This is a genomic window from Haliea alexandrii, from assembly GCF_003719295.1.
Classification (GTDB): Bacteria; Pseudomonadota; Gammaproteobacteria; order Pseudomonadales; family Halieaceae; genus Haliea; species Haliea alexandrii.
The window spans coordinates 1160829-1185240 of record NZ_RFLW01000001.1; the positions used below are offsets into that span (position 1 = coordinate 1160829).

General features: G+C 61.0%; 18 protein-coding genes. 11 read left to right on the top strand and 7 right to left on the bottom strand.

What is annotated here, in order from left to right:
• The first annotated feature begins 16 nt into the window (after positions 1-16).
• The gene (locus tag EGJ68_RS05300) at positions 17-4414 is read left to right on the top strand and encodes a retention module-containing protein (RefSeq protein WP_158283506.1); all 4398 of its coding nucleotides are present in this window, start codon (positions 17-19) and stop codon (positions 4412-4414) included.
• Positions 4415-4481: 67 nt separating this feature from the next.
• The gene (locus EGJ68_RS05305; protein WP_123033451.1) at positions 4482-4796 is read left to right on the top strand and encodes a tryptophan synthase subunit beta like protein; all 315 of its coding nucleotides are present in this window, start codon (positions 4482-4484) and stop codon (positions 4794-4796) included.
• Here EGJ68_RS05305 and EGJ68_RS05310 read toward each other — a convergent pair.
• Complete coding sequence (locus EGJ68_RS05310) at positions 4793-6730, bottom strand: bifunctional diguanylate cyclase/phosphodiesterase (protein ID WP_123033452.1); 1938 nt, start codon at positions 6728-6730, stop codon at positions 4793-4795. The genes EGJ68_RS05305 and EGJ68_RS05310 overlap by 4 nt on opposite strands.
• A gap of 25 nt (positions 6731-6755) precedes the next feature.
• On the bottom strand, positions 6756-7436 hold the full coding sequence (locus tag EGJ68_RS05315; protein WP_233248678.1) for a transglutaminase-like cysteine peptidase: 681 nt from the start codon (positions 7434-7436) through the stop codon (positions 6756-6758).
• Positions 7437-7729: 293 nt separating this feature from the next.
• On the opposite strand from EGJ68_RS05315, the gene EGJ68_RS18395 reads away from it, so the two are divergent.
• Complete coding sequence (locus EGJ68_RS18395) at positions 7730-9565, top strand: TolC family outer membrane protein (protein WP_123033454.1); 1836 nt, start codon at positions 7730-7732, stop codon at positions 9563-9565.
• Between the two features lie 146 nt (positions 9566-9711).
• Here the strand turns inward: EGJ68_RS18395 and EGJ68_RS05325 are convergent, their stop codons facing one another.
• From EGJ68_RS05325 to EGJ68_RS05340, 4 genes are all read right to left on the bottom strand, one after another.
• A complete protein-coding gene (locus EGJ68_RS05325; RefSeq protein WP_123033455.1) occupies positions 9712-10176 on the bottom strand; it encodes a ferritin-like domain-containing protein in 465 nt (154 codons plus the stop codon).
• A 3-nt stretch (positions 10177-10179) separates the two neighbouring features.
• Positions 10180-10917: a ZIP family metal transporter gene (locus EGJ68_RS05330; RefSeq protein ID WP_123033456.1), complete on the bottom strand. Its 738-nt coding sequence runs from the start codon at positions 10915-10917 to the stop codon at positions 10180-10182.
• 58 nt (positions 10918-10975) lie between these two features.
• Positions 10976-11482 (bottom strand): DUF1269 domain-containing protein, encoded by a 507-nt coding sequence (locus EGJ68_RS05335; protein WP_123033457.1) that lies wholly within the window; start codon positions 11480-11482, stop codon positions 10976-10978.
• 510 nt (positions 11483-11992) lie between these two features.
• On the bottom strand, positions 11993-14467 hold the full coding sequence (locus EGJ68_RS05340) for a TonB-dependent receptor (protein WP_123033458.1): 2475 nt from the start codon (positions 14465-14467) through the stop codon (positions 11993-11995).
• Positions 14468-14656: 189 nt separating this feature from the next.
• Between EGJ68_RS05340 and EGJ68_RS05345 the strand changes: the two genes are divergently transcribed.
• The 6 genes from EGJ68_RS05345 (at position 14657) to EGJ68_RS05365 (ending at position 20300) form a co-directional block, all read left to right on the top strand.
• Entirely contained in the window at positions 14657-16036 is a 1380-nt protein-coding gene (locus tag EGJ68_RS05345) for a class II fumarate hydratase (protein ID WP_123033459.1), read from the top strand.
• Positions 16037-16139: 103 nt separating this feature from the next.
• The gene (locus tag EGJ68_RS05350; protein ID WP_123033460.1) at positions 16140-16997 is read left to right on the top strand and encodes a hypothetical protein; all 858 of its coding nucleotides are present in this window, start codon (positions 16140-16142) and stop codon (positions 16995-16997) included.
• Positions 16998-17070: 73 nt separating this feature from the next.
• Positions 17071-17400 (top strand): hypothetical protein, encoded by a 330-nt coding sequence (locus EGJ68_RS05355; RefSeq protein ID WP_158283507.1) that lies wholly within the window; start codon positions 17071-17073, stop codon positions 17398-17400.
• An 89-nt stretch (positions 17401-17489) separates the two neighbouring features.
• Positions 17490-17786 (top strand): hypothetical protein, encoded by a 297-nt coding sequence (locus EGJ68_RS18080; protein WP_158283508.1) that lies wholly within the window; start codon positions 17490-17492, stop codon positions 17784-17786.
• An 88-nt stretch (positions 17787-17874) separates the two neighbouring features.
• Positions 17875-18438 carry a C39 family peptidase gene (locus EGJ68_RS05360; protein ID WP_158283509.1) on the top strand — a complete coding sequence of 188 codons (564 nt, stop codon included), beginning with the start codon at positions 17875-17877 and terminating at the stop codon, positions 18436-18438.
• A gap of 98 nt (positions 18439-18536) precedes the next feature.
• The gene (locus EGJ68_RS05365) at positions 18537-20300 is read left to right on the top strand and encodes a DUF885 domain-containing protein (protein WP_123033463.1); all 1764 of its coding nucleotides are present in this window, start codon (positions 18537-18539) and stop codon (positions 20298-20300) included.
• On the opposite strand, the gene EGJ68_RS05370 is transcribed toward EGJ68_RS05365, so the two are convergent.
• Positions 20294-21613, bottom strand: coding sequence for a sigma-54 interaction domain-containing protein (locus EGJ68_RS05370; protein WP_123033464.1), 1320 nt, complete (start codon positions 21611-21613; stop codon positions 20294-20296). The two genes, EGJ68_RS05365 and EGJ68_RS05370, sit on opposite strands and share 7 nt — an antisense overlap.
• Before the next feature lie 205 nt (positions 21614-21818).
• On the opposite strand from EGJ68_RS05370, the gene EGJ68_RS05375 reads away from it, so the two are divergent.
• Together EGJ68_RS05375 and EGJ68_RS05380 are read left to right on the top strand one after the other, a co-directional pair.
• Complete coding sequence (locus EGJ68_RS05375) at positions 21819-22715, top strand: MBL fold metallo-hydrolase (RefSeq protein ID WP_123033465.1); 897 nt, start codon at positions 21819-21821, stop codon at positions 22713-22715.
• A 23-nt stretch (positions 22716-22738) separates the two neighbouring features.
• Positions 22739-24412, top strand: coding sequence for a bifunctional protein tyrosine phosphatase family protein/NAD(P)/FAD-dependent oxidoreductase (locus EGJ68_RS05380; protein ID WP_123033466.1), 1674 nt, complete (start codon positions 22739-22741; stop codon positions 24410-24412).

A 24412-nucleotide genomic window follows, 5' to 3' on the forward strand; every position in this document is an offset into this window, starting at 1 on the left:
TCCAGGAGAACACCACATGGCAGATCAGGCGATTGCAACAGTAGTTTCGGTCTCGGGCACGGCGTACGCCCGTGGGCCGAACGGTGAGCTGCGTGAACTTCAGCCGGGCGATGTATTGCTTGAGGGCGAAACCGTTGTGACGCCGAATGGTGGCTCAGTCGAGTTGGCTCTCGAGGATGGCAGCCCTTTGATGGTAGTCGATGTGCCCGAATTGCTGCTCACACGCGATATCGTGGCGGAACGCGCAGCGAGCGCAGAAGAGAGTGCCGTTGAGGACGAAACGGTTGAAACCCTGTTGGCCAATTTGGAAGGGGGTGGCGACATTCTCGATGGGTTGGAGGCGCCGGCCGCTGGGGCCGAGGGGGGTGGCGTCAGCGAAGGGCACGGCTTTGTGCGCTTGACGCGGATTGTGGAGAACACGGACGAGTTCCAATCGGTCGCCCGTTTCACCCCTGCCGAAACCGAGTTGCGGGTAGAAGAATCGGCACTCCTGACAGTTGATGCCATTGATGATGCTGAAACGACGGAGGAGGGCGTCCCGGTTGTTGTAGCGGTCAAGGACAATGATGTCTTTGTCGAGGGGTCGGTCATCACCGGCACCAGTCAGCCCGCCAATGGCAGTGTCGTCATCAATGATGACGGCACAGTGACCTATGCCCCCAACGACGGTTTCACGGGAACGGACACGTTCACCTACACGGCAACCACGCCGGATGGCAACAATGCAGACACGGCAACGGTTACCGTGGTGGTGACGGGTGGGGAACCGATTACACCCCCTGCGCCGCCGGTGGTGAGCGTTGGCGACGCCACCGTGGTCGAAGGCGATGTGGCGGAAGTGGTGGTGAGTCTTTCCAAGGTCAGCGACGACCCCGTTACGGTGCGCTTTCAGAGTGAGGATGGCACGGCGACCGTGGTTGGGGGAGATTACGATCCGGCCTCGGGCACCATCACATTTGCGCCGGGGACGACCAGCGTCACGATTCAGTTCCAGACCAATGCCGATGAACTACAAGAAGGGACCGAGCAGTTCACAGTCAACCTGAGCGACGCGGCGGGCGCGGTCATTGGTGATGGAGAGGGCGTTGTCACGATCCTCGACGGGTTTACGCCGGTGATCAGCATAAACGATGTCACCGTGACCGAGGGCCAGACGGCGCAGGTGACGCTGAGCCTCTCCGGGTCGAGTGATCAGCCCATCAGCGTGCAGTTTGCCACCGTGGATGACAGTGCCACGGTAATCGGTGGTGATTACGACCCGGCGTCGGGCACGGTCACCTTTGCGCCTGGCACGACCACTGCGACAGTGCTTGTCCAGACCAACGAAGATGCGACTGAAGAGCCGACTGAGCGCTTGCTGGTGAACCTGAGCAACGCTTCGGGCGCGACCATTGGCGATCCGCAGGGCGTGGTGACAATTGTTGACGGTACGGAGATCTCACCGCCACCGCCACCGCCACCGCCACCGCCGCCACCGCCACCGCCGCCACCACCGCCGCCACCGCCACCGCCTGTGGATACAGAGCCCACCGCCAGCAATGGCGCGGCGACCACGGCAGACGCCACCCTGGGCACAGACAGCGGCACGCTGTCCTTCGACCTGGGTGACGACACCCCGGTGACCTTCGGAGCGGTGTACGACGGCGGCCTGGGTGCGGCGACGCAATCCAGCACCGGCGGCGTCACTACGCTGGCAGCGAACGACGGCAGCTGGACGCTGACCGTGAATGAAAGCACGGGCGCCTACGCGTTCACGCAGAACAGTGCCTACAGCCACGCCGTGGGCGCGGACAGCGACAGCGCGCTGGTGACGATTACCCTGACCGACAGCGACGGCAGTGTAGCCACGCCCCAGCTGACGCTGACCATCAACGACGACGGCCCGACGGCCGTCGCGGATGCGGCGAGTGCGACGGAGAGCGGCCCGGCGGTTGAGGGCAACGTACTGGGCAACGACCAGGCGGGCGCGGACGGTGGCATCACCGTGACCGGCCTCACCGGCGGCACGGTGGGCACGGCCCTGGCCGGCGCCCACGGCAGCCTGACGCTGGCGGATACCGGCGCGTGGACCTACACGCCCAACGCCAGTGTGCCGGCGGGCTCCACCGACGTCTTTACCTATGAGATCACGGATGCAGACGGTGATACGTCCAGCACCACGCTGACCCTGACCTTTGCCGGCGATTCGGTTCCTGTTGTCACGGTATCCAACGATGCCATGGTCGATGAAGACGATCTGCCCCTCGGCGCCGGTGATCAGGCGCCCGGTGACGATGCCGCAGTACCGACAGGCCAGATACAGTATGACCTGGGCGGTGACAGCTTTGCCTCTATCGCCCTGTCCACGGTAGGCAGCACAACGCCCCTGTTCACCAACGATGGTCTGGGGGTAGATACTTTCTGGGATGCGTCTACCAGTACGCTCATTGGTTACGTCAGTGGTGAAAACCCCATGGTTGCTGGCAGCCAGGTCTTCACAGTGGCGCTGAGCGGCATCGACAGCAGCTCGGCTGACTACGCCGTCACGCTGCTGCAGCCGGTACGCCACGCGCCGTCCGCGGAGGAAGATAATGTCGCCTTCTCGGTAGATGTTGCCGTGACTGATAGCGATGGCAGTGTGGGCACCAGCGCATTCACCGTTAGTATTGATGACGACAGTCCTCACGGTACTGACACCACATCCGCGACACTGGTCGTGCCATTGAGCGAGCTCGCTGTGGGTTCACTCAGCGCGGGTTGGCAGAATGTGACCTCGACCAGCGGCAGTGGCAGCATTGCGTCCAGTACAGACAGCGGTGGTATTGGCCTGCAGTGGGGGGGTAGTAATGGCTCGGGCTATGATTTCGATTACGCGCCGTCGCTTGTCGGCAATGTACCTGTGCAGGCAGACAGCATGTTCTCGGTTGGCAGCCTGACCCACAATAACTTCCCCATTTCGGCCAGTGCCAAGGTGCTGCAGACGGTCGATTTGAAAGTCAGCTTTACACTGGCGATTGACGGCGTTCCGACTCAGGTCACAAGCACTGTGGGGCTCAGCCACACAGAGACGCCTAACGATGCATCTCCCTCGTCCAACCCGGCTAACGACGATTTCCTGAGCATCTCCAACCCGAATCAGGTGCAAGTCATTACTGTGGGCGGACGTGAGTTCGAACTGGAAATTCTCGGCTTCCGCGATGCCCAGGGTAATCTCGTCAGCTCCGTGCGCACGGTTGAAGGCCAATCCACGTCGTACGAGTTGTTTGCGGAAGTACGGTCCATGGACGACCTGCCCGAACTGCAGGGCACGGTGCCCGGCAATTGGGGGGCGGACGGCCCCGGAACGACCGGTTCACTGGTCTGGACCGGCGAGAGCGGCGGGCAGGTACAGGGGAGCTTCGGCGTGCTCGCGGTCGATGGCCAGGGTGGTTATACCTACACCCTCTCCGCCGCAGCGCGGGATGCCATGAGCGTTGGCGAAATACGTCAGGAGACCTTCACTTACACGCTGCTCGACGACGACGGAGACAGCCAGCAATACACGCTCACGCTGAATCTCGACGGTGTTGCCAATGCCAGTATTGTCGATGGCGTCGTCGAGGGTATGAGCTACGAAACCTCCTCGGGCCTCACCGGCATCACCGATGAGGACGGCGGGTTCAACTACCGGCCGGGTGATACAGTCACGTTGCGCGTCGGTGGCGTGGTGCTCGGGTCTTTCCTGGCGGAAGAGGCGATTGCCGATGGCAAGGTCTTCCTGCAGGAGATTGCCGGCGTCGGCTTGCATGACCTCAACGATGACCATGTCGAGAAGATGGCGGTGTTCCTGCAGTCCATCGATAACGACCCCGATCCCTATAATGGCATTGTGATCACAGACGCCGTGCGGACGGCGCTTGCTGATGACGCGTTTGATCTTGACGCCGTCAGCAAGGATGCATTGCAGGCATTGCTGCTGGAGAACGGCTATGCGCCCGTCGATGAAGATGGCGCCATGCAGCACGTCAAGGACATGATTGTGGAGCATACCGGCCTGACCGAGTTCGATGCGCGCGCCGCGGATAGTGGTGCTTTGCTGGCGAGCCCGGGCGATGACGTCTTCGCCTTCTCGCTCGCAGCTGCCGACGCGGTCGCGCCCGAGGTCAGCATTCTCGGGTTCGGGGAGGCGGGCAACGATGCCCTTGATATGCGTGACCTGCTGCAGGGCGAAGAGTCAGCGGCGGACCTCACCAGCTACCTGAACGTCAGCTATGACGGGAGCAACACGGTGATAGAGGTCAGCGCCACGGGCGCGTTCACCGGCGGTGCCGATGATGCCGGTGCTGTCAGCCAGACAATCCATCTTGAGGGTGTTGATCTGGTAAGCGGCCACGACGATCTGGCCTCGGTGATCCAGAACATGCTGGACAGCGGCAGGCTGACTGTCGACCAGTAGGGTTCTGGGCTATCATGACCCCGGCGACCAGAGGGTTGCCGGGGTTTTTTTATGGAGTATAGGCGCGATGCCCTTTGTACAACGCGATTCCGCTCACCGCATTGTCGCGGTCAGTCAGCTGCCCCAGGATGGAATGGAGCCGATAGCGGCAGACGACAGCGAACTGGCCGACTTTCTCGCGACGCTAAATGACGAAGCGAGCCGCATCAGCGCAACCGACCAGGATTTCGTGCGGGTGCTGGAAGACGTTGTGGAGCTGTTGGTCAGCCGTGGCGTTATCCTGTTTACCGATTTGCCCGACTCCGCCCAGCAGAAGATGATTTACCGACAACGCCTGCGCAGTGCCCTGCCAGGCAGCCTTGATCTGCTGGGTGACGATTAGCGCGCTGAGCTGTCATCGGCGAGAGCGGAAATCGCCGGCCCGGTCGCACCGTCGAAACCCAGTTCCCGCAATTGCTGCCACTCCGCTGTGCTGCGCACACCTTCGGCGATGACCGTCACACCGATGGAGTGCCCGACAGTACAGAGGGTCCTGAGCAGTGTCTGATTGCCCGCGTTGCTGTCGATATCGCGGATAAAGGCCGCGTCCACTTTGAAGTAATCGAGTCCGATCTCGTGCAACTGACCGATGTCCGCCAGCTGGTGGCCACCGTGTTCAATGCCCACCTGACAGCCGTAACGGCTGGCGTGGCGGGTCAGAAGCTTGAATGCGTCAAAGTGGCGGAACGCCATGGCTTCAGGCACTTCCAGCCAAAGCTTGCCGGCGGCTTTGCCGGCAGTTGACAGGGCTTGATCGAGCCAGTGCAGGAAAGCGGGCTCGACCAGCGCGCCCACAGAGAGGTTTACAGCCAGTGGGGCAGCCGCGTCCTCTGCTGCCGTCAGCGCCATTTCGATCACCCGTTGGTCCAGATCGCCGGACATTTCCAGCCGGTTAATCCACGGTAGAAAGGTTGCGGCCGCGAGTTGCTGGTTGTCTTCCAAGAGGCGCACCGGGGCTTCCACATGCAGTAGCTGACCCCCGCTGTCCAGCACGGGAAAGCTGGCAAGGCTGAAGCGATCCTCAAGAAAGGCTTTCTGCAACACGCCCTTCCAGTGGGCCATCTGCTCGCGCACAGGCTGCATCTGGATGTCGCCCGCAAAGGTGATATTGATGTCCGAGCTGCCGGCCTGGGCAGCTGGCACCAGCGTGCTGTCGAGTCGGGTGAGCAGGGTGCTTGGTGTGTCTTCGTGGGTGAACAGTGTGGCCACAGCCGGCAGCGCCGTATCCGTATGCATGCTGTGCGCTGCCAGCACCTCCAGCATCAGTGACTGCATTTCTTCCACGAGTTCGCGTGGATCTGTCGCGCGCGGTGCCATCAGCGCAAAATCGGAGCCGTTCAGCCGCGCTGCGGCCCAGCGGCTGTGCCGGCTGACGATGGTGTTCAGCGCGGCGCCAATGTCTGCCAGCACGCCGTCGGTGGCCTTGCGGCCGTAGGTCTGATTCAGGCGTGTGAGGCTGGCAACGCGCACCAGTGCAAAGCTGCCGGCTGCGTTGATATCGTCGCTATCCAGCGCCGCATCGAGAGTGCGCATGAAGGGCTCGCGGCTGAGCAGGCCGGTCAGACTGTCGGTGTGCGTGTCTTTTTGCCACTGGTTCAGGCGGCTGGCTTCCTGTTGCAGGGCACTGCGTATACGCTTTGAAAGCGCGTTCATGGCGCTGACGAGGCGTTTGAATTCCAGTGTGCCCGGCTCCGGCAAGGTGACAAACCGCCTTTGACCAATCGCTTCGGCCTGTTCCACCACCTCGTTGAGCGGTCTGATGATGCGGCGTAACAGATAGCTGCCCAGCAGGCCACCGCCGATCATGGTCATCAGGAACATAAGCGCCAGCAAGCGGGTGCTGTCCCACAGCGCCCGATAGGCGAAACGCGAGTGGCTGCGCACGGTTAGTGTACCCAGTTGCTGCCAGCCTTGCTGCACCTGTGCCACACCGGGCTCGACCTCCAGCGGCAGTACCCCGGGTAGCCAGCTGGGGGCGTCGGCAAGCGGCTGGCGGTCCTCACGTCGAATCAGTACTGTGCCGTCGGGGGATACCAGCTCAATGAGCTCGTAGTGCCCTGTGTCGAACTGCGCCGCCAGTGTCAATTCAAGCAACACGTCGTCTACGCCCTGTTGGCCCAGTGATAGGGCTAACGCCGCCGCGTTGTCCACGTTCTTCAGGTACAACTGCTGCTGCAGGTAACGCTGTGCCGCCAGGCTGCTGACGATAAGGCTACTGCCGAAGGCGAGTGCCAGCAGCAAAATGATGGCGAGCCAGAGTTGTTTGAAAAGTGACATGCCCTTATCCCTCAGTTATTCCACATCAGCCCAGCCCATCAGCTGTCATGCGTCGCAGTAGATCGCGCCAGCGTGAGAGCCTTGCGGCTGGGTTGTTGATGGCCGGTGCACTGCCGCCGCTGACCCAGAGTCCCTCGCTGTTGAAGCCGAAAACCGGATTCAGGTCTTCGCGCTGCGAGGCGGGTCGCACCTCGGAGATCATATTGTCGAGAATCAGTGGATCCGCGTTCGGTGTGGGGTAGTAGGCGAGCACCATGTGCGCCTGGGTTACGTTGCCGTAATTGCCTCCGAGGCGTGCCTTCACATAAGTGATGCGCATTTTGTGCACATCAACGCCCGCCAGCAACAGCGTCATGTACTTCGCGATGCTGAAGTCCTCACAATCTCCCTCTCGCTTGGCCATCAGCTCCAGTGGTGTCGCCCAGTAGTCGTGCTGCTGCCAGATATCGATATCCTGTCGCCAGCGGGCGAGCTGGTTGAAGTAGCCGTTCACTCGTTCGATTTTCTGCCTCTCATCAAGCGCTGCCAGCTCTTTGAGCATGTCTCGCCAGCGTCCGACAATCAGGGCCGTTTCCGGGCCGTGACGGCTCAGCGCTATACGTTCCATGCGATCGAGGTCTGCCTTGGCCAGAAGTATCACGGCACACAACATCAATACAACGACCAGGGCCAGAAGCCCGGGTATACGCTGTAGAGGATGACTCATTGGGAGCATTGCGTTCTTCCAGTGCCGGTTGGCATCTTGGCGCTGCCAGTTGCGCGCCGGGTAGCGCCTGAAACGATTTGTGCACAGTGCCGAGTCTACGGGAGTTTCAGGCAAGTCCGGACAATTTCTCGCTGTAGTCGGGCCCGGCGGGGCTGTTTGTGATAGACGTCATACTTTTACCACGCAGAGTGTCTGCAGAGCCACTGTTTACCGTACAATGCCGGCGTTTCTGCTGATTAGAAACCTCGCCTGCACGTGTGGGCTGACAGTGGCCAATTGAAGGAAAGGGTTCCATGAAGAAGCAACTCTGTTTAGCGGTCGCCATGGTGGCGGCAGGTCTGCTGCAGTCTCAGGGCGTGGGAGCACAAACGCAGCCGGTCGCCGACTTTCGGGAGGCGGTTACCCAGGCCGTACTTACCAATCCACGCGTCAATGCGGCGTGGTACAACTTTGAGGCCACTCGTGAAGCGCAGCGTGCGGCAGAGGGCGGTTATTTCCCCAGTGTTGATCTGAGCTCTGAAATTGGTCGTGAGGAGCGTGAAACCCCGCTCGTGGACCTCGGCAGCTACACCCGCGACGCGACGCGGTTCACTATCACGCAAATGCTGTTTGATGGCTTCGCCACCCGCGAAGACGTGCGCGCCCTCGGCTTTTCCAAGCTGAACCAATACTACGAGCTGCAGCGTGCCTCAGAAGAGATTGCGTTGGAGGCCGCCCAGGCCTATCTGGACACGGTGCGCTATCAGCAACTGGTGCGCTTTGCCGAAGACAACTACGTGTACCACCGGGAAGTGTATGACAAGATTGCTGAACGCACCCGTGGTGGCGTGAGCCAGGGTGTTGACCTGGAGCAGGCCGCGGCGCGAGTCGCGCTGGCCGAGTCGAACCTGCTCACGGAAATGACCAACCTGCATGACGTACAGACGCGCTTCCAGCGCATTGTCGGCAATGTGCCCGCGGATAGCCTGAGCATGCCGGAAATTCCATCAGCACGCATTCCTGAGCTGCGTGAAACGGCGCTCAATGTCGCCTACGAGAAAAGCCCGGAAATTAACGCCGCTATCGAAAACCTGCGTGCCGCCCAATCCAACCTGAACCGTACCAACGCGCCTTTCATGCCGCGGGTGGATTTTCGCTACCGCAACGAAATCGAGCACGATACGGATGGCCTGGATGGCCGCTATGACGAAGAGGCCGTAGAACTGGTGCTCAACTACAACCTGTTCCGGGGCGGTGCCGATAGCGCGCGCAAGCGGGAGTTTTACAATCGTTACAACTCGGCGCTGGAAGAGCGCAAGCAGGCCTGCCTGAATGTGCGCCAGAACACCATGATTGCCTTCAATGACATTCAGGCGCTGGAGCAGCAGGTGGTGTTCCTCGGCCGCAACCGGGTGTCACAGGACAAGACGCGCCGTGCCTACCAGGACCAGTTTGATCTGGGTCAGCGCAGCCTGCTCGACCTGCTGGATTCACAAAACGAGTACTTCGAGACTGAGCGTGCCTACGTAAGCGCCCAGGCAGCGCTGCGAGCGGCGCAAACGCGCACGCTGTCGAATATGGGGCTGTTGCGTGCCGCCATGGATGTCGACGGGCTCAATGCGGAGCAGATTGCCGAGTACAATCTTGAGCTCGCCCGCGGTGACGACCCCAATGGCCAGGCGCTGTGCCCACTGGAAGCGCCACCGGCAGTGAAAGTCGACAAAGAGGCCCTGTTGGCGCGCCTGGCGAATGCCAGTAGTAGTCAGGATGTCAGCCGCTATCGCATCGTTGACGATAATCGGGTTGCCGCGTCACTGAACGTGCAGTTTGCGGTCAACTCCTCACTCATCACCAGTGCCTTCGACGAGGAAATCGGCAGGGCGGCTGCATTTTTGCAAGCCAACCCTGACATTGTGGCCATTGTGGAAGGCCACACCGACATAAGCGGCACGGCGCCCTACAACCAGTGGCTTTCCGAGCGTCGTGCCAACGCCGTGCGTAACCTGTTGGTGGAAAAGTACGCGGTACGCGACACGCAAATCACTGCCGTCGGCCACGGCCAGAGCCGCCCGATTGCGGACAACGCCACTGCCGAGGGACGGGCGCTTAATCGGCGAGTGGATTTGGTGTTGGACAGCAGCGGGTCCTGATTTCTGGCGCCTGCTGAAAGTGTCTGTAAGCTAATACTGCATCGAAGGCATAAGCGAAGCTGGAGCCTCTCTTGCTTCGCTTGTGTCTGTCATCAACGATGCATTGCTTGCGGACATCAAAAGACCTTTTGTGCTCAATCGCGTGGTCAAGGTAGTTTTCCTCGCCCTCGCCCTCGCCCTCGCCCTCTGAAGTCATTGTCTCCGGCCAAGCGGCGAGCGCAGCGCTGAAACGCAGGCAGGTGCCGCTGTTGTGAGGCTTCCTGCAGGTTGCGCAGGACTGCAATGATGTCCTCGCGCCGGGTTACGGTAAGCAGACGTTCATACATGTCACCATTGGCAATCTCAGCGGCGACACCCGCTTCACAGGCGGCTTGCAGGCTGTCGTAGCGCGTTACTTTACCTGGCCACTGGTTTTCCGGTATTGAAAGCTGGTAGCGCGCGAATAATGCTAGCAATGCATCGATATGGCGCGCCTCGGCATCGCGAATATTGGTGAATGGGCGTTCTTCGCCAAAATCCATAATTACCTGATCATAGGTAGCCCATGCGAGGTACTCGTCTTCGAGGGCTTCGTGAAGCACTTCAACTTCAACCTTGGTAAGCGCAAGCATGATTCATCCTCCGTGATGAAATATTGCGATGGTCCCTATTCCAGCCAACAGCAGTACTAGCTGACGTAGAGATTCCGCTGGAAACACCTGTCGGTGCAGGCCGGGAATCAAGTCTGCAGTGGAGATATAAAGAAAACTGGCAGCGGAGATCGCCAGAATATAGGGCACCGCTACCGTTGTCTCTGCCAGCCAGAAGTAGGCAAAGATTGCACCGGGCAGGGTGGTAGCTGCGGACAGTGTGTTGAGTAACAGCGCTTTGGTCCGGGCATAGCCGCTGTCGAGAAGAATTGCAAAATCCCCGACTTCCTGCGGTACCTCGTGCGCAATCACGGCGAGTGAAGCTATGACGCCAAGCTCGATCGAGTGGAGAAACGCAGCAGCTATCACAACACCGTCGACGAAGTTATGAAAGGCATCTCCAATGAGAATCAGTGGGGCTGCGCGCGCGTGCACTTCGCACCCCGCATCGTGGCAGTGACGCCATAGCACCAGCTTTTCCAGCACGAAGAACATTACCATCCCGCCCAATACGGTTGCCATGACTCCACGCGCGGGCGCCGAGGCCAGTGCCGCCGGCAGCATGCCTAGAAACGCGGCGCCAAGCAGCGTGCCGGCAGAATAGCTGATGAGGCACGGCACCAAAGTCTTGCGTGTGCTTTCCGAAAACAGCAGGAATAACGCGGCTCCAGCGATAGCACCTATGCTGCCTAAAATGCTGAAGCCAATGATCCACAGGAGCATTGGGTACGCCTCAATCCTTTTTCATGCCGACTTGAGAAAATCGGGAATCGCTACATGATCAGGGGATAAGTGGAGCGGCCGGCTCTATTCCTTCAACCTCCACTTCGGGGTCGAGCTTTTTGATAATCCGCTCGAATCGCTCAACATCGTTTTTCGGAACATCGGCCATGATCAGCAGCTTGCCTTCATCAATGGCGGCCTCAAACGACTGTAGCTTGGAATTAGAGAATGAGCCGCCGACAATGCCGGTAAGCACCCCGCCAACTCCCGCTCCCCATAATCCAACCAACAGCACCAGACCGCCGCCGACCACAATGCCGGACGGCGGAAAAGCCAGGGCCGCCAAGCCAACCAGAAGGCCTGCGGTACCTCCCAGTTCCAGTCCGCGCTTGTACGCCGGCATAAAATCATCGAAGTCCGGGCCGGCATCAGGCAGGCCCTCAACATCCACGTCATGCTTCGCGAGCACATAAATATGTTTATCCGTAACGCCTGCAACTTTCAGGTCGTTGACGACCTGACGCGCATGGTTCAGGTCAGGAGATAAAAAGCACAGTCTCTCCATCTTCAAATCCTCATTCCGCTAGACTACATATTTCACAATCAGGAAAGAAACGACTGCCAAACCCACGATTGTGCTCCCGAGAACCAACAGATTCCGCAAAGCAGCATTGTCTTTTCTCATGTCTTTCACCTCAACGAAATGAAGGGCCGTTAGCGTGAAGCGAGCTTGCGGTTAGCTGCGTCTGGTGCGCTGCTCCTATTTCAGGCGCCTCACAGTCCCATACGGTCCATTTCATGTTTAACGCAATAGCCATGGTCTTTTCAAGTCCTTTGTGTTTTCCAGGTCATACGGGCGGGCGGGCCCCAGGGCTGAAATGCCTCTTTGAGTGAGCGTCGACGAATTGTTATTGAGGTCGGCAATGACAGCGCTACAGGTGAAGTTTTTTCCACCTGGCTGTCGTTCGACAGGTTTGCTGGCTACACGGTGGAATACACGATAAATCTTGCAGAACGGGACCAAAAAAAGCCCGGCTCTTGCGAGCCGGGCTTTTTCATAGTTGCAGAATCGGCCCTAGAACGAGTACTTGGCCCTGACGCCGAGAATACGGCCTTCATCAACGAACTGGCTGTGGGTGCCGGCCAGCACCGGTGTGTCAAAGCTCTGCACCAGCACTTCTTCATCGAAGATGTTGCGGCCGTACGCCATGATTTCCCAGTTCTCGCCGCGCAACCCGGTGCGCAGGTTCACCTTGCTGTAGGAGTCGATACGGTCGATGGGGTCGTTGTCGCCGCCAGGCTCAAAGCTATCCCGGTAGGTCGCTTCGCCCGAGAGGAACAATTCCAGACCATTACTCATCGGGTAGTCGTAGTCAAACGTGAATGTACCCGTGTACTCGGGTGCGAAGGTTGTCGTAGCGCCGGACAGGTCGTTGTTGGTAAAGCCGCCTGGCGTGCCACAGAGTGGGTCTACGTCAAGTTGTATGGCGGTACACGGTGCGTCCACGAAGGAATCGTACGTGGCGTCCAGATAGGCACCGCTCAGGCCCAGACGCAAATGGTCAGTCGCCTGCCACAGCATATCGACTTCCAGGCCCTTGATCTCCGACTTGGCGGCATTGGTAACCCCGAAACCGAGACCTTTGAAGATTGAGGTCTGCAGGTTGTCGTACTGGGTATAGAAGGCCGCCCAGTTGAGTGTCATGCCACCGTTCAGCAGTGTGTGCTTGCCGCCGACTTCGAAGGCATCCACCTCTTCATCATCAAACTCGAAATCCTCGTTCGGGTTGGTGGGATCGTAACAGGCCTCAACCGGCTGGCCGGGAACGCAGGGGAAGGCGCCGGGTGTCAGGTCACCGGGTTCGCCGTCGTCGGCATCGGTGAAGCCGCCGCTCTTGAAGCCCTGGGAGAAGCTCGCGTAGAGCATGCTGTTCTCGGTGGCGTCCCACTGCACGTTGACTGATGGCAACCACTTGTCGGTGCTGCGTTCCTGTTCGTAGTCGTAAATATAGGCGTTGAAGCTGGTCGCCTGAATGAAGCGCAGGAAGAAGTCCTCCGAGGGATTATCCATTCCCGTGATGCTGTCACTGAGGAACTGGTTGGTGTCCACTTCCTTGTTTTCTTCCGTGTAGCGAAGGCCCACCGTAACCCGCACGCGGTCGCTGAGGTTGAATGTGCCCTGGCCAAACACGGCGAAGGAGTCGGCGTCCTGGTCGTAAAGGTGGTTGCGGCCAATCTGTTCAGCCGAGTAAGCGCCGCCGCTGACCAGTGCAAACAGGCTGTTGACACCCAACAAGCCCGGCACCAGGCCGTTCATGTTCGCATCCAGGGTCACGCGGCGGTCAAACTTGAGGGTACTTTGTTCGTAATATACGCCTGCCACGTAGTCGAAAAATTCACCCCCGGGTGAAGCAAAGCGGAACTCCTGGCTGAACTGTTCGAACTCCTGGTTATCGTCCCGATGGATAAACTGCAGCGGTAACCAGTCGACGTCTACGCCGTCGATATACTGGTACTCCGACCACCCCGTGGTTGAGGTCAGGGTGCCACCGGGGAGCTCGTAGTCGATGTTCAGGGCGAAGTTGTCGAAGTCTTCGTCACTGCCGTCGGGGTTCTTGCCAAGGCCCAGGCTGCCGCTGCCGACGCCGTTATCCTTGAAGGCAACAAACTCCCGCTGCCCAATCTCGTCAAAGTCAGGGAAATAGCTGTCGGTCAGCAAGTAGGCGATGGTGGCAAAGGCCGAGCGGTTGGGAAACAATTCGTCGCGGCTTGCCGGGTCCAGGTAGCGCTTCGTGGTGGAAGGCGAACCAATGCGCTCGTACTCGGTGTTGCTGTATTTGAAGTTTACGCTCAGCTCGTCACTGGGTTGCCAGACTGTTGTCAGGCGGAAGGCAGTTTCATCGATCTCACCCTCGGAGCGATTGAGGAATTCGTTGTCCATGTAGCCATCAGTCATGCGCGTTTTGAATGCGAGGCGTGCCGCGAAGGTGTCGGTCAGCGACCCCTGTACGAAGCCTTCCAGCAATTGCCCATCGTGTGATTCGAAGCTGGCGGCGATCTCACCGCTGAAGCCCTCGCCCGGGTCCGGTGATGCGCTGATGATATTCACGGCCCCGGCAACGGTGTTCTTGCCGAACAGGGTGCCCTGTGGCCCGCGCAAAACCTCTACCCGTTCCAGGTCGAGAAAGCCTGAGCGATACTGGCGGCCGCGGCCCATGTAGATGCCGTCGATATACATGCCCACCGATTGCTCGAACCCCTGGTTGTTGCCTGAGCCGACCCCGCGCAGGTAAATGTTGGTGTTGACCGATGCGGCCGCGACGTACAGGTTCGGAACGTAGTCTGACAGGGCCTGCATGTTGGGAATGCCCGCGCTCTGCAGTTGTTCGCCCTGTATGGCAGAAACAGAGATAGGTACATCCTGCAGACTTTCTGCGCGCTTCTGCGCGGTAACAATAACCTCTTCGAGTTGCTGGCTGTAAGCCAGTGGGGCTGCGGTCAGCACGGTAAGTGCTGCAACGAGCGGAGCCTTGCGAAAATGGAAAGCCATGGGTTAACCCTTTTTTGTCAGCTGTTATAAGAATTATGTCTGGCCCTCTGCGGGGCCAGTGACGCACGATCAATACTAGGTGATTACCTCCCGCCGACACAATACCCCCGCACGGCTTGCTGTTGCGCCCTTGCCACAGCAGTCTGTTACGCTGATCGCTCGCTGACGCGTTCATGAAGGGAGGGTGCAATGACAACCCGTACAGAGACAGACAGCCTTGGCGACGTGCAGGTGCCCCGCAGCGCACTGTATGGCGCGCAGACCCAGCGCGCGCTCAATCACGCCCAAATCGCTCCCCGGCGCACCATGCCGCTGCCTTTTTTGCACGCAATGGCCCTGCTGAAGTCCGCGGCCGCACAGGCCAACGCGCAAGTAGACGCGCTGAGCCCGGCGCTGGCAGCGGCGATTGTCGAGGCGGCGGAGGCGGTGGCGAGCGGGCACCACGACGATGCCTTTCCGGTACCGGTGTTCCAGACCGGGTCCGGCACCAGCAGTAATATGAACATGAATGAAGTGGTGGCGAGCCTGGCCAGTCGTGCCCTGGGTGAGCGTGTGCACCCCAACGATCATGTCAACTGCAGCCAGAGTAGCAACGACGTTGTGCCTTCTGCCACGGCCCTCGCAGCAGCCCGGGAGATCCGCGCGCGTTTGCTGCCCGCGCTCGGGCAATTGGAGGACGTGCTGTGCCAGCGGGGTAATGAGCTCGAGGCTGTGGTGAAGACCGGCCGCACGCACCTCATGGATGCCATGCCGGTCACGCTAGGTTTCGAGCTGCGTACCTGGGCAGCACAGTTGCAGGACTGCCGCCAGCGGCTGACCGATCTGCAGCCGCGGTTGTGTGCGCTGGCGATTGGCGGCTCCGCAGTCGGTACCGGCGTCAATGTGCCTCCGGGCTATGTGGAAGCATTGCTGCAGCGCTTGAGCGAGCGCGTGGGGTTCAGCCTGACCGCGGCTGCAATGCCCTCGACGCGGATGGCCGCTCAGGAGACTGCTGTGGAGTGTTCAGCCGGCTTGCGCAGCATCGCGCTGGTCCTTATCAAGATGGGCAACGACCTGCGCTGGATGAACTCGGGGCCGCTCGCGGGCCTGGGCGAACTGCAGCTCGAGGCGCTGCAGCCGGGCTCGTCCATCATGCCGGGCAAAGTGAATCCGGTGATTCCGGAAGCGGTGTTGATGGCCGCTACCGAGGCGCTGGGCAACGATGCGACGGTCGTGCTGGCGGCGCAGTCGGGGAACTTCCAGCTTAACGTCATGCTGCCGCTCATTGCAGACAAGCTGCTGGACAGCATCGCGCTTCTCGCGGGGAGTTGTGCATCAATGACGGACTGTCTGGCGGGGCTGCAACCGCTTGCCGACCACGCCGCGGCAACGCTCGCGCGCAACCCGGTACTGGTTACCGCCCTGAATCCCGAAATTGGCTACGAGGCCGCGGCGGCCATTGCCAAGCGGGCGGTCGCGGAGGGGCGGCCGGTACTCGATGTGGCCGAGGAGGACACTGGCATGTCACGTGACGCTCTCGCCCGCTTGCTCGACCCCGGACCTCTCGCGCGCGGAAACCACGGGGAGTAGGGTGCAATTGATGAGAATCGACCGGGTTTGACGTACCCCTGAGTCGCGCAATCGGCGATGCTGACAGCCACTTGAGAAAACGTGTGCTGTAAAGGAGTCGCCGATGTCGCTGCAAACAAGTCAACGTGTGCTGTCCGGTGTGCTCTTCATGCTACTTCTCCTGCCTTTGTCGGCAGCCGCCCAGTTGCCCCTCAATATTGAAGAATTGCTGGTAACCGGCAGCACACTCAAGCTGCAGACCTTGCTCGGCTATAGCAGCACGGATCGTGTCCTCTCCGGCGGTATGCCGGTCATCCCGGGTACCTCGCCACTTCCGCTCGTCGATCACCAAACCCGTTCCGCAACGGCGGTTACGCGGCTGCGTTACGGTCTCAGTCGTACTGTCGAGATCAACGCCAGTGTGCGGCGAACCCGCGTCGACTGGCAGCGCCCGGGAGCGTCCGGTGGCGGCGACGAATACGCGCTGGGGCTGGGAGCCAACTGGTTGGTGTCACCGGATACGAAAACCCCGGCGCTGTTGCTCACGGCCGGCCTCGATGCGGTGGAAACCAGTTGGCTGGCACCGGATGAACGTTACTTCGGCAAGTCGCTGCGCGCCGGGGCGCACGTCTACCGTGCGCTTGATCCAGTGGTACTTTCCCTGGCGGTTCTCTGCGAGTGGCGCGGCGCGCGCAGCATCGGTCCAAGTCGTTACTACCCGGGCGACACCCTGCGCCTGCAGCCACAAGTCAATTTTGCGGTGAACCCTCGGGTAACACTGATCGGCGGGCTCTCCTGGCAATATGCGGAAGCCGACCGTGTCGATGCGGTGCGCCCTGCGGGCAGCCTTTACCAGACCGATCTCTCTTTCGGCCTGGGCCTGCAAGCAGGCCGCGACTCAATCATTTTCGTTGACACGCGTGTCGCCACCAGTGGTGGTCGTGGTGCCAGCGTGGGTGTCGACTGGCACTACCAATTCTAGCGTGGGAGTGGGGATGGGCCTGCCATGAGGGCAGGGTCCACAGCAGGATAACCTGTGTACAAGGAGACGTACCATGAAAACACTAACGGCAATGAGCAGCAGCCTGGCGCTGGCTGCATTGATCTTCAACCCACTGGCGGCGAGCGCGGCGCCCACGCAGGACACACCCTGGGTGGCCAGTGCGTTCGGCAGCGCGGGCACGGTACCGGAAGGCGCCACGCTGCTCGCCGCGCCGGAGCTGGCATCCAGTACCGGGCGACTGGCACCGCTGGCGGTTGCTCTCGGTATTGCGGGTGTGGACATCGCGCTGATGTCGTTTTATTGGGGGATCTATGTTCCCCAGTACGGCGGCGGTGGTGGTTCCTGCGCGGTGTGTAACAACTCGAAATTCAATTCCCACTGAGTAGGCCGGGCAGCGCCCCATCGATGGGCTATGCTGTTGTCGTGGGGCGCTGTTTTTCTGTCAATCGTGTAGACGTCTAGGAGGCCTGGATGCGTGACCCTGCCCTGGAAAAAAAGCTCAGGGATTATCGCTTTGAGCAACTTGAATTGCGCCACTCAATCCGCCTGCTGTTTCAGGGCAGTGTGGTGCTGGTGAGCCTTGTCGCCCTGCTGGTGGCCCTGTTCCATGAGCACTGGCCCATGGCGGTGTTTCTGGCCCTGGCGGCGGCTGGTTTGGCCCTGGTTAGCGGGATATCGGCGCTGTTCAGTCGTCGTTGTGCACTGGCGGACCTGCAGCGGGAGTTGTCCCCCGGCGAGACCTATGAGCCGCCTCGTAGCGTCCTTTAGGCAAGTCGCCCTGCGTGGCTGGGTAGTCCAGTTTGTACTGTGCCTTGGGAGTGTCCTGGCAGCGCCGTCGCTTCATGCCGGCGAAGCCGTGGCCTTTCGTTCCTGGCTTGAGCTGCGCGATGCCGGGGTGGTCAAACAGCAGCGTGATTTCTCCTGTGGTGTGGCGGCACTGGCCACCTACCTCAGTTTGTACCTCAATACATCGGTGTCCGAGGCCGAGCTGCTGCAGTTATTGCAGTTGCGCGGTGACGACTGGGGATTGCCCCAGGACTGGCGCGAGCAAGGCGTTTCCTATGCCATCCTTATGGCCCTCGCGGCACATCACGGTGTGCAGGGAGCGGGCCTTGCGGTGACACCCGAGCGCCTCATGTCACTGCGTGTACCGGCGATCGTGCGTCTGCAGGTGGACGGGGGTGCGCATTTCAGCGTGTTACGGGGCATTGATCGCGCCGGGCGACTGCACCTGGCTGACCCGAGTTGGGGTAATCGCCAGCTGAGTTCGGACCGCTTCCTCGCCATGTGGCTGGACCCGGCGCAGAACGCGCAGGTGGGGACTCTGCTGCTATTGCGTAGCGACAGAAGCAAAGTGCAGCCGCTTGACGGGCCCGACACACTGCAGCCGCGGCGGCCCCTGGTGCGTGCGCCCGGCTAGTGCCTGCGGCGGCGTGTCGTTGGCAGCGTTGACAATCCCCTGTGGCTGGCTAAGGATGCGGCTTTCGCGTGGGTGGAATGATGGAGTGTCTTGCGGCTATGAGGTATGCGTGCAGTGCCCTGTTGAGCGGGTTGGTTTTGCTGGTATCAGTGTCAGGGCTGGAGGCGCATGCCGCTTCCGCGGATGAACAGCTGCGGGCCTTGTACGAAGCCGAATACAGCTGGCGACAGGCCCAGTGGGGGCAGGTCCGTGATGCCCAGGGCGGCTGGCGAGATGGCCCTGCGCTGCCACACGTCGATGCCGCCACCCAGCGGGACAGGTTGACGTACTGGGACAACAGCCTGGCACAGCTGGCGGCAATACCCCGCGGCGCGTTGAGCGCCGAGGGCAAGATCAATGCCGCTGTTTTTGAGCAAATCGTCACCGCGCTGGCGGACGAGGTGCGCTTCGCAACGTACGAAGCACCGCTCAACTCCGACACCTTTTTCTGGAGTGGCCTGTACCCGCGTATGGGTGGCTTCCAGACGGAGCCGGCTTACCGTGACTACTTGCAGCGGCTGGCCCAGTTGCCGCGCTTCTTCGCCCAGCATCAGGCCAATATGCGCATGGGATTGGCGCGGGGTTACAGCGTGCCATTCGTCTCTTTGCAAGGGCGGGAGCGTTCCCTCGAAGCCTACCTCGCTGCGGGCGAGGACAATCCCTTCTGGTCTCCCATGGCGGCTATGCCCGCGCAGTGGCCGCAGGCGCTGAAGGTCGAACTGCAGGCAGAGGCGCGCACAGTCATCAATGCCGCCGTGGTGCCCGCCTACACCGAGCTCTTGCAATTCATGCGTGAGGAGTACCTGCCGCAGACGCGCAGGTCGCTGGCGGCGCGCGATCTGCCCAACGGCGACGCGTTCTACCAGGCCCAGATCCGCAACTTCACCACGCTCGCCCTGAATGCCGAGGAGATCCACCAAATAGGCCTTGCAGAGGTCGCCCGTATCCGCGCCGAGATGGATGCTGTGCGGGCCTCCACCGGGTTTGATGGCGATATGCAGGCGTTCCTGCAGTTCCTGCGGTCCGACCCCCGCTTTTATGCGCAAACGCCCCACGAATTGCTGGCTTTCACCGCCTGGGTGGCCAAGCGAGTGGATGGTCAGCTAGCTGCCAATCTGGGGTTTCTCCCCCGCAGGCGCTACACCATATTGCCAGTGCCGGATGCCATCGCGCCGTTCTATACCGGGGGGCGGGGCGGTCTGGAAAGCTGCCTGTTCAATACCTACGACTTGCCCTCGCGCCCTTTATATACGCTCACTGCCCTGACCTTGCATGAGTGCGCGCCGGGGCATTCCCTACAGGCGGCCATTGCCCGCGAGGCGCCGGGCGACATTCCGGAGTTTCGCGCCAACAACTACTTCTCCGGTTACGGGGAAGGGTGGGGCTTGTATACCGAGTGGTTGGGCATCGAAATGGGGGTGTACGATACGCCCTACGAACACTTCGGCCGCCTCTCGTACGAAATGTGGCGTGCGGCACGTCTGGTGATCGACACCGGCTTGCATCACTACGGCTGGAGCCGCGAGCGCGCCCAAGCCTATTTGCGCGACAACACCGCGCTGTCCGAGCACGAGCTGACCACCGAGATTGATCGCTACATTTCCTGGCCGGCACAGGCCCTATCCTACAAGTTGGGTGAGATGCTGATTCGGCGCAAACGCGGCGAAGCCGAGGCGGCGCTGGGAGCGTCATTCGACAAACGCTATTTCCACGACACCATTCTCGGTCTGCGCTCTGTGCCGCTGACGGTGCTGGAGCAGGCGCTGGATCAATGGGTCGCAGCCGGGGGCCCCGATCCCTACGCCAATGCCGCGGTTCAGTGATCGGTGAGCGTCTGTCCGAGTTTGCGGTAGAGGCTGCGTACACTGATCCCGGCAATGCTGGCGGCGCGCGCCTTGTCGCCTTCACAGTGTGCCAGCAGGCTCTCCAGATATTGTGTTTCCTGTGTTCGCAGATCGGTCCAGGCACTGGCTGGCGGCGCCGGTGGTGTCAGCGTCTGGCCGATGCAGCGTTCCAGAATGCGGTGGTCGATGATATCGCCCTGGGCAAACACCAGCGCCCGTTCCAGTACGTTGCGTAGCTCGCGGATGTTGCCCGGGAACGGTTCCTGTTGCAGGCGTTGCACGGCAGACTCGGTCAGGCGAATGGGGCGCCCGTCTCGCAGTTTTCCCAGGATGGAGTTGGCGAGCAAGGCCAGGTCCTCGCGGCGCTCGCGCAGGGCGGGCAGGTGAATGGGGAAGGCGTTAATGCGGTAGAAAAGATCGCGGCGAAAGCTGCCCTCGTCAACCATGGCCGCCAGGTTCTTGTGGGTGGCGCAGATAAGGCGAAAGTCGGCATGGCGCAGCGTTGTGCTGCCCACCGGGCGCCAGGTGCCTGTCTCCAGCAGGCGCAGCAGCTTGACCTGCATGCCCAGGGGGACATCGCCAATCTCATCCAGAAACAGTGTGCCGCCCTGTGCCGATTCCAGTAACCCGGGTTTGTCCTGCGTGGCGCCGGTAAACGCGCCCCGGACGTGCCCGAACAGTTCGCTCTCGAACAGAGTTTCGGTCAAACCGGCGCATTCAACTGCCACCAGTGGGCGCTCCCGGCGCGCGCTCGCCTGATGAATCGCGCTCGCTGCCAGCTCCTTGCCGGTACCGGACTCGCCCAATAGCAGGATGGAGGTTTCGTGGGGCGCCACCAGATTAACCAGGTGCACCAGGGCGTTGAACGCGGCGCTGCGGCCCACCATCTGCCGCGTACTCAGCTCGGCGCTGGCGACCGTGACCGGTGTCAGCAGTTCAACGAAATAGAGCAGCTCGCCAGCATCATCGTGAATGGGCAGCATCGCCACGTCCACGTGTTGGCGCCCCTCGGGTGAAAGGTGCACGTGTAGTACCCGCTCTTTCTTGCCACTCGCCCGGGCCGCGGCCAGTGGGCAGCTTTCTCCTGCCTGGTCGCAGGGTACCTGGTAGCCGTGTGAGACCTCAAAACAGTGGGCCGGGGTTGCGGCGTCGAGCTCGCCGAAGCTTTCCCGGTAGGCGCTGTTGGTCGCCAGAATACGGTATTCCGGGGTTACCAGGATGGCGGGGCAATCGTAGCCCTCCAGCATGCGGGCCAGTGCGCGGTCGGTATCGGTGGCGATCAGTTCGCTCATGTCAATATTGGCAAGCTATTTTGCCAATATTGGCAGATTTGGGTTGGCCAAGGCCAGTCGTTTTTTCGGCCCGGCCAGCATTTTGTGATTAATAACACTAATAAACAATAGGTTACAGAATTCCGGATGACTGCCTCGTAGCTTGGCACGAGCATTGCTGTAGTACCTCACAAGCCCTATACCCGTAATCAGTGAGGTGGATGTCATGCAAGCAACGGTCAATTTTCAGGTGGATCTGCAATGCCGGCCGGAAGTCGTGCCTTTTTTCGATGCCGACACCCATACGTTTTCCTATGTGGTGCGCGATCCGGCGAGTACCGCCTGCGCGGTGGTCGACTCGGTGCTGGATATAGACTACGCAGCCGGCCGCATCAGCACCACCAGTGCGGATCGCATTCTCGACTACATCCGCCAGCACGGCCTGGCACTGGAGTGGATCATCGAGACCCATGTGCACGCGGATCACCTGTCCGCGGCGCCGTATTTGCAGGATGCCCTCGGCGGCAAGATCGGCATAGGCGAGCACATCGTGACGGTACAGGAGACCTTTGGCAGCGTCTTCAATGCAGGCGCTGACTTCGCGCGCGACGGTTCGCAATTCGACCGTCTTTTCACGGACGGTGACCGCTATCAGGTGGGCAGTATGACGTGCCATGCCATGCACACGCCCGGCCATACGCCAGCCTGCATGGTGCATGTGATGGGTGACGCCGCGTTTGTCGGTGACACCCTGTTCATGCCGGATGGCGGCACCGCGCGCGCCGACTTCCCCGGAGGCGATGCGCGTACACTGTATCGCTCTATCCAGCGCGTGTTGTCGCTGCCCGGCGAGACGCGCCTGTTCATGTGTCATGACTACATGCCCAATGGCCGCGAGCTCGAATATGAGACCAGCGTGGCGGCGGAGCTGGCCGACAACATTCATGTGCACACCGGTATCAGTGAGGACGACTTCGTGCGCATGCGCGAAGCCCGGGATGCAACACTGGATATGCCGCGCCTGATTCTGCCTTCACTGCAGGTGAATATGCGTGCCGGCCACCTGCCCGCGGCGGAAGACAATGCAACGGTTTACCTGAAGCTGCCCATCAACGCGCTCTGATCACTGTTCTCGAGGAAAGCCCCATGGATATTCGTACTCTGGACGACCGCCTCAGCGTGTCTGCGCAGGTAACGCCCGATGAACTCGCCGACCTGGCGGCACGCGGCGTGCAGCATATTATCTGCAACCGCCCTGACGGCGAGGGTGCTGACCAGCCCGCCTATGCCGAGGTGCAGCGCGCTGCGGAGGCGGCGGGGATACAGGCACACTACCTGCCCGTGGTGGCGGGCAAGGTGTCCGATGCCGAGGCACGCGAGTTCGGCCAGCTGCTGGATGCGACTGAGGGGCCGGTGCACGCCTACTGCCGCACCGGCATGCGCTCTACGACACTGTGGGCCCTCTCGCGGGCGCGCAGCGGGCTTTCCCCGGCCGACATCGTGCGACGGGGTCGAGAAGCCGGTTATGACATGAGCAGCGTTGTGGCCCGGGTGGCCGGTGATGGCGAGGGGCATGGGGGCCTTGTGCTCGCCGAGTATGACGTGGTGATCGTGGGGGCAGGGGCAGGGGGCATTGCCTGCGCGTCCAGTTTGTTGAGCCGCGACAAGACGCTGTCGGTGGCGATCATTGACCCGGCAGATATCCATTATTACCAGCCCGGCTGGACCTTTGTTGGAGCAGGCATCTTTCAGCCGGCGACCACCGCGCGCACCATGGCATCGTTGATTCCCCGTGGCGCTGACTGGATCAAGGCGGCGGTGGCGGCCTTCGACCCGCTGCATAATGCGGTGGTGCTGGAGGGGTGTCGTGTCATACGTTATCGGCGGCTGGTGGTGGCGGCGGGCATCAAGCTGGACTGGGACGCGATTCCAGGGCTGGCAGAAAGCCTGGGGCGCAACGGGGTCACCTCCAACTACCGCTTTGACCTGGCCCCCTACACCTGGCAGCTGGTACAAAAACTCAAAGGCGGGCGGGCCCTGTTCACGCAACCGCCTATGCCGATAAAGTGCGCCGGAGCGCCACAGAAGGCGATGTACCTGTCGGCGGACTACTGGTTGCGCCAGAAGTGCCTGCAGGACATCGAGGTGGAGTTCTACAACGCCGGTGCAGTCCTCTTCGGTGTCCCCGACTATGTGCCCGCGCTTATGGACTACGTAAAGCGCTACGATGCGCGCCTCAACTTCAGTCATCGCCTGCTGCGTATTGACGGCGATGCGCGCCGCGCCGTATTCGAGGCGACAGACAGCGATGGCGCCAAGCGTGAAGTGGAGCGCGAATTTGACATGATTCACGTGGTGCCCCCGCAGACGGCGCCGGATTTCATTCGTGCCAGCGCACTGGTGGATGAAGCGGGGTGGGTGGATGTGGATCAAACCACGCTGCGACACAAGCGCTTCGACAACATCTGGGCGCTGGGCGATGTGATGAACGCACCCAACGCCAAAACCGCGGCGGCGGCGCGTATGCAGGCCCCCATCGTCGCCAATAACCTGCTGGTAGACAGCGGGCGGGTTACGGGGGTGGCACACTACAATGGATACGGCTCTTGCCCGCTCACCGTGGAACGAGGCAAGATCGTGCTGGCGGAGTTCGGTTACGGCGGCAAACTGCTGCCGAGTATGCCGGCGTGGCTGCTGGATGGCCGCAAGCCCAGTCGCGCCGCCTGGTTCCTGAAGGAGCGCCTGTTGCCGCCGATCTACTGGAAAGCAATGCTGCGTGGCAGGGAGTGGCTGGCTAAGCCGGTGATCGGCGAGGGATAA

Bases quoted from the DNA above. Each gene is read 5' to 3' on its own strand.
- EGJ68_RS05300 (WP_158283506.1), top strand. From the start codon at position 17: ATGGCAGATCAGGCGATTGCAACAGTAGTTTCGGTCTCGGGCACGGCG.
- EGJ68_RS05305 (WP_123033451.1), top strand. From the start codon at position 4,482: ATGCCCTTTGTACAACGCGATTCCGCTCACCGCATTGTCGCGGTCAGT.
- EGJ68_RS05310 (WP_123033452.1), bottom strand. From the start codon at position 6,730: ATGTCACTTTTCAAACAACTCTGGCTCGCCATCATTTTGCTGCTGGCA.
- EGJ68_RS05315 (WP_233248678.1), bottom strand. From the start codon at position 7,436: ATGAGTCATCCTCTACAGCGTATACCCGGGCTTCTGGCCCTGGTCGTT.
- EGJ68_RS18395 (WP_123033454.1), top strand. From the start codon at position 7,730: ATGAAGAAGCAACTCTGTTTAGCGGTCGCCATGGTGGCGGCAGGTCTG.
- EGJ68_RS05325 (WP_123033455.1), bottom strand. From the start codon at position 10,176: ATGCTTGCGCTTACCAAGGTTGAAGTTGAAGTGCTTCACGAAGCCCTC.
- EGJ68_RS05330 (WP_123033456.1), bottom strand. From the start codon at position 10,917: ATGCTCCTGTGGATCATTGGCTTCAGCATTTTAGGCAGCATAGGTGCT.
- EGJ68_RS05335 (WP_123033457.1), bottom strand. From the start codon at position 11,482: ATGGAGAGACTGTGCTTTTTATCTCCTGACCTGAACCATGCGCGTCAG.
- EGJ68_RS05340 (WP_123033458.1), bottom strand. From the start codon at position 14,467: ATGGCTTTCCATTTTCGCAAGGCTCCGCTCGTTGCAGCACTTACCGTG.
- EGJ68_RS05345 (WP_123033459.1), top strand. From the start codon at position 14,657: ATGACAACCCGTACAGAGACAGACAGCCTTGGCGACGTGCAGGTGCCC.
- EGJ68_RS05350 (WP_123033460.1), top strand. From the start codon at position 16,140: ATGTCGCTGCAAACAAGTCAACGTGTGCTGTCCGGTGTGCTCTTCATG.
- EGJ68_RS05355 (WP_158283507.1), top strand. From the start codon at position 17,071: ATGAAAACACTAACGGCAATGAGCAGCAGCCTGGCGCTGGCTGCATTG.
- EGJ68_RS18080 (WP_158283508.1), top strand. From the start codon at position 17,490: ATGCGTGACCCTGCCCTGGAAAAAAAGCTCAGGGATTATCGCTTTGAG.
- EGJ68_RS05365 (WP_123033463.1), top strand. From the start codon at position 18,537: ATGAGGTATGCGTGCAGTGCCCTGTTGAGCGGGTTGGTTTTGCTGGTA.
- EGJ68_RS05370 (WP_123033464.1), bottom strand. From the start codon at position 21,613: ATGAGCGAACTGATCGCCACCGATACCGACCGCGCACTGGCCCGCATG.
- EGJ68_RS05375 (WP_123033465.1), top strand. From the start codon at position 21,819: ATGCAAGCAACGGTCAATTTTCAGGTGGATCTGCAATGCCGGCCGGAA.
- EGJ68_RS05380 (WP_123033466.1), top strand. From the start codon at position 22,739: ATGGATATTCGTACTCTGGACGACCGCCTCAGCGTGTCTGCGCAGGTA.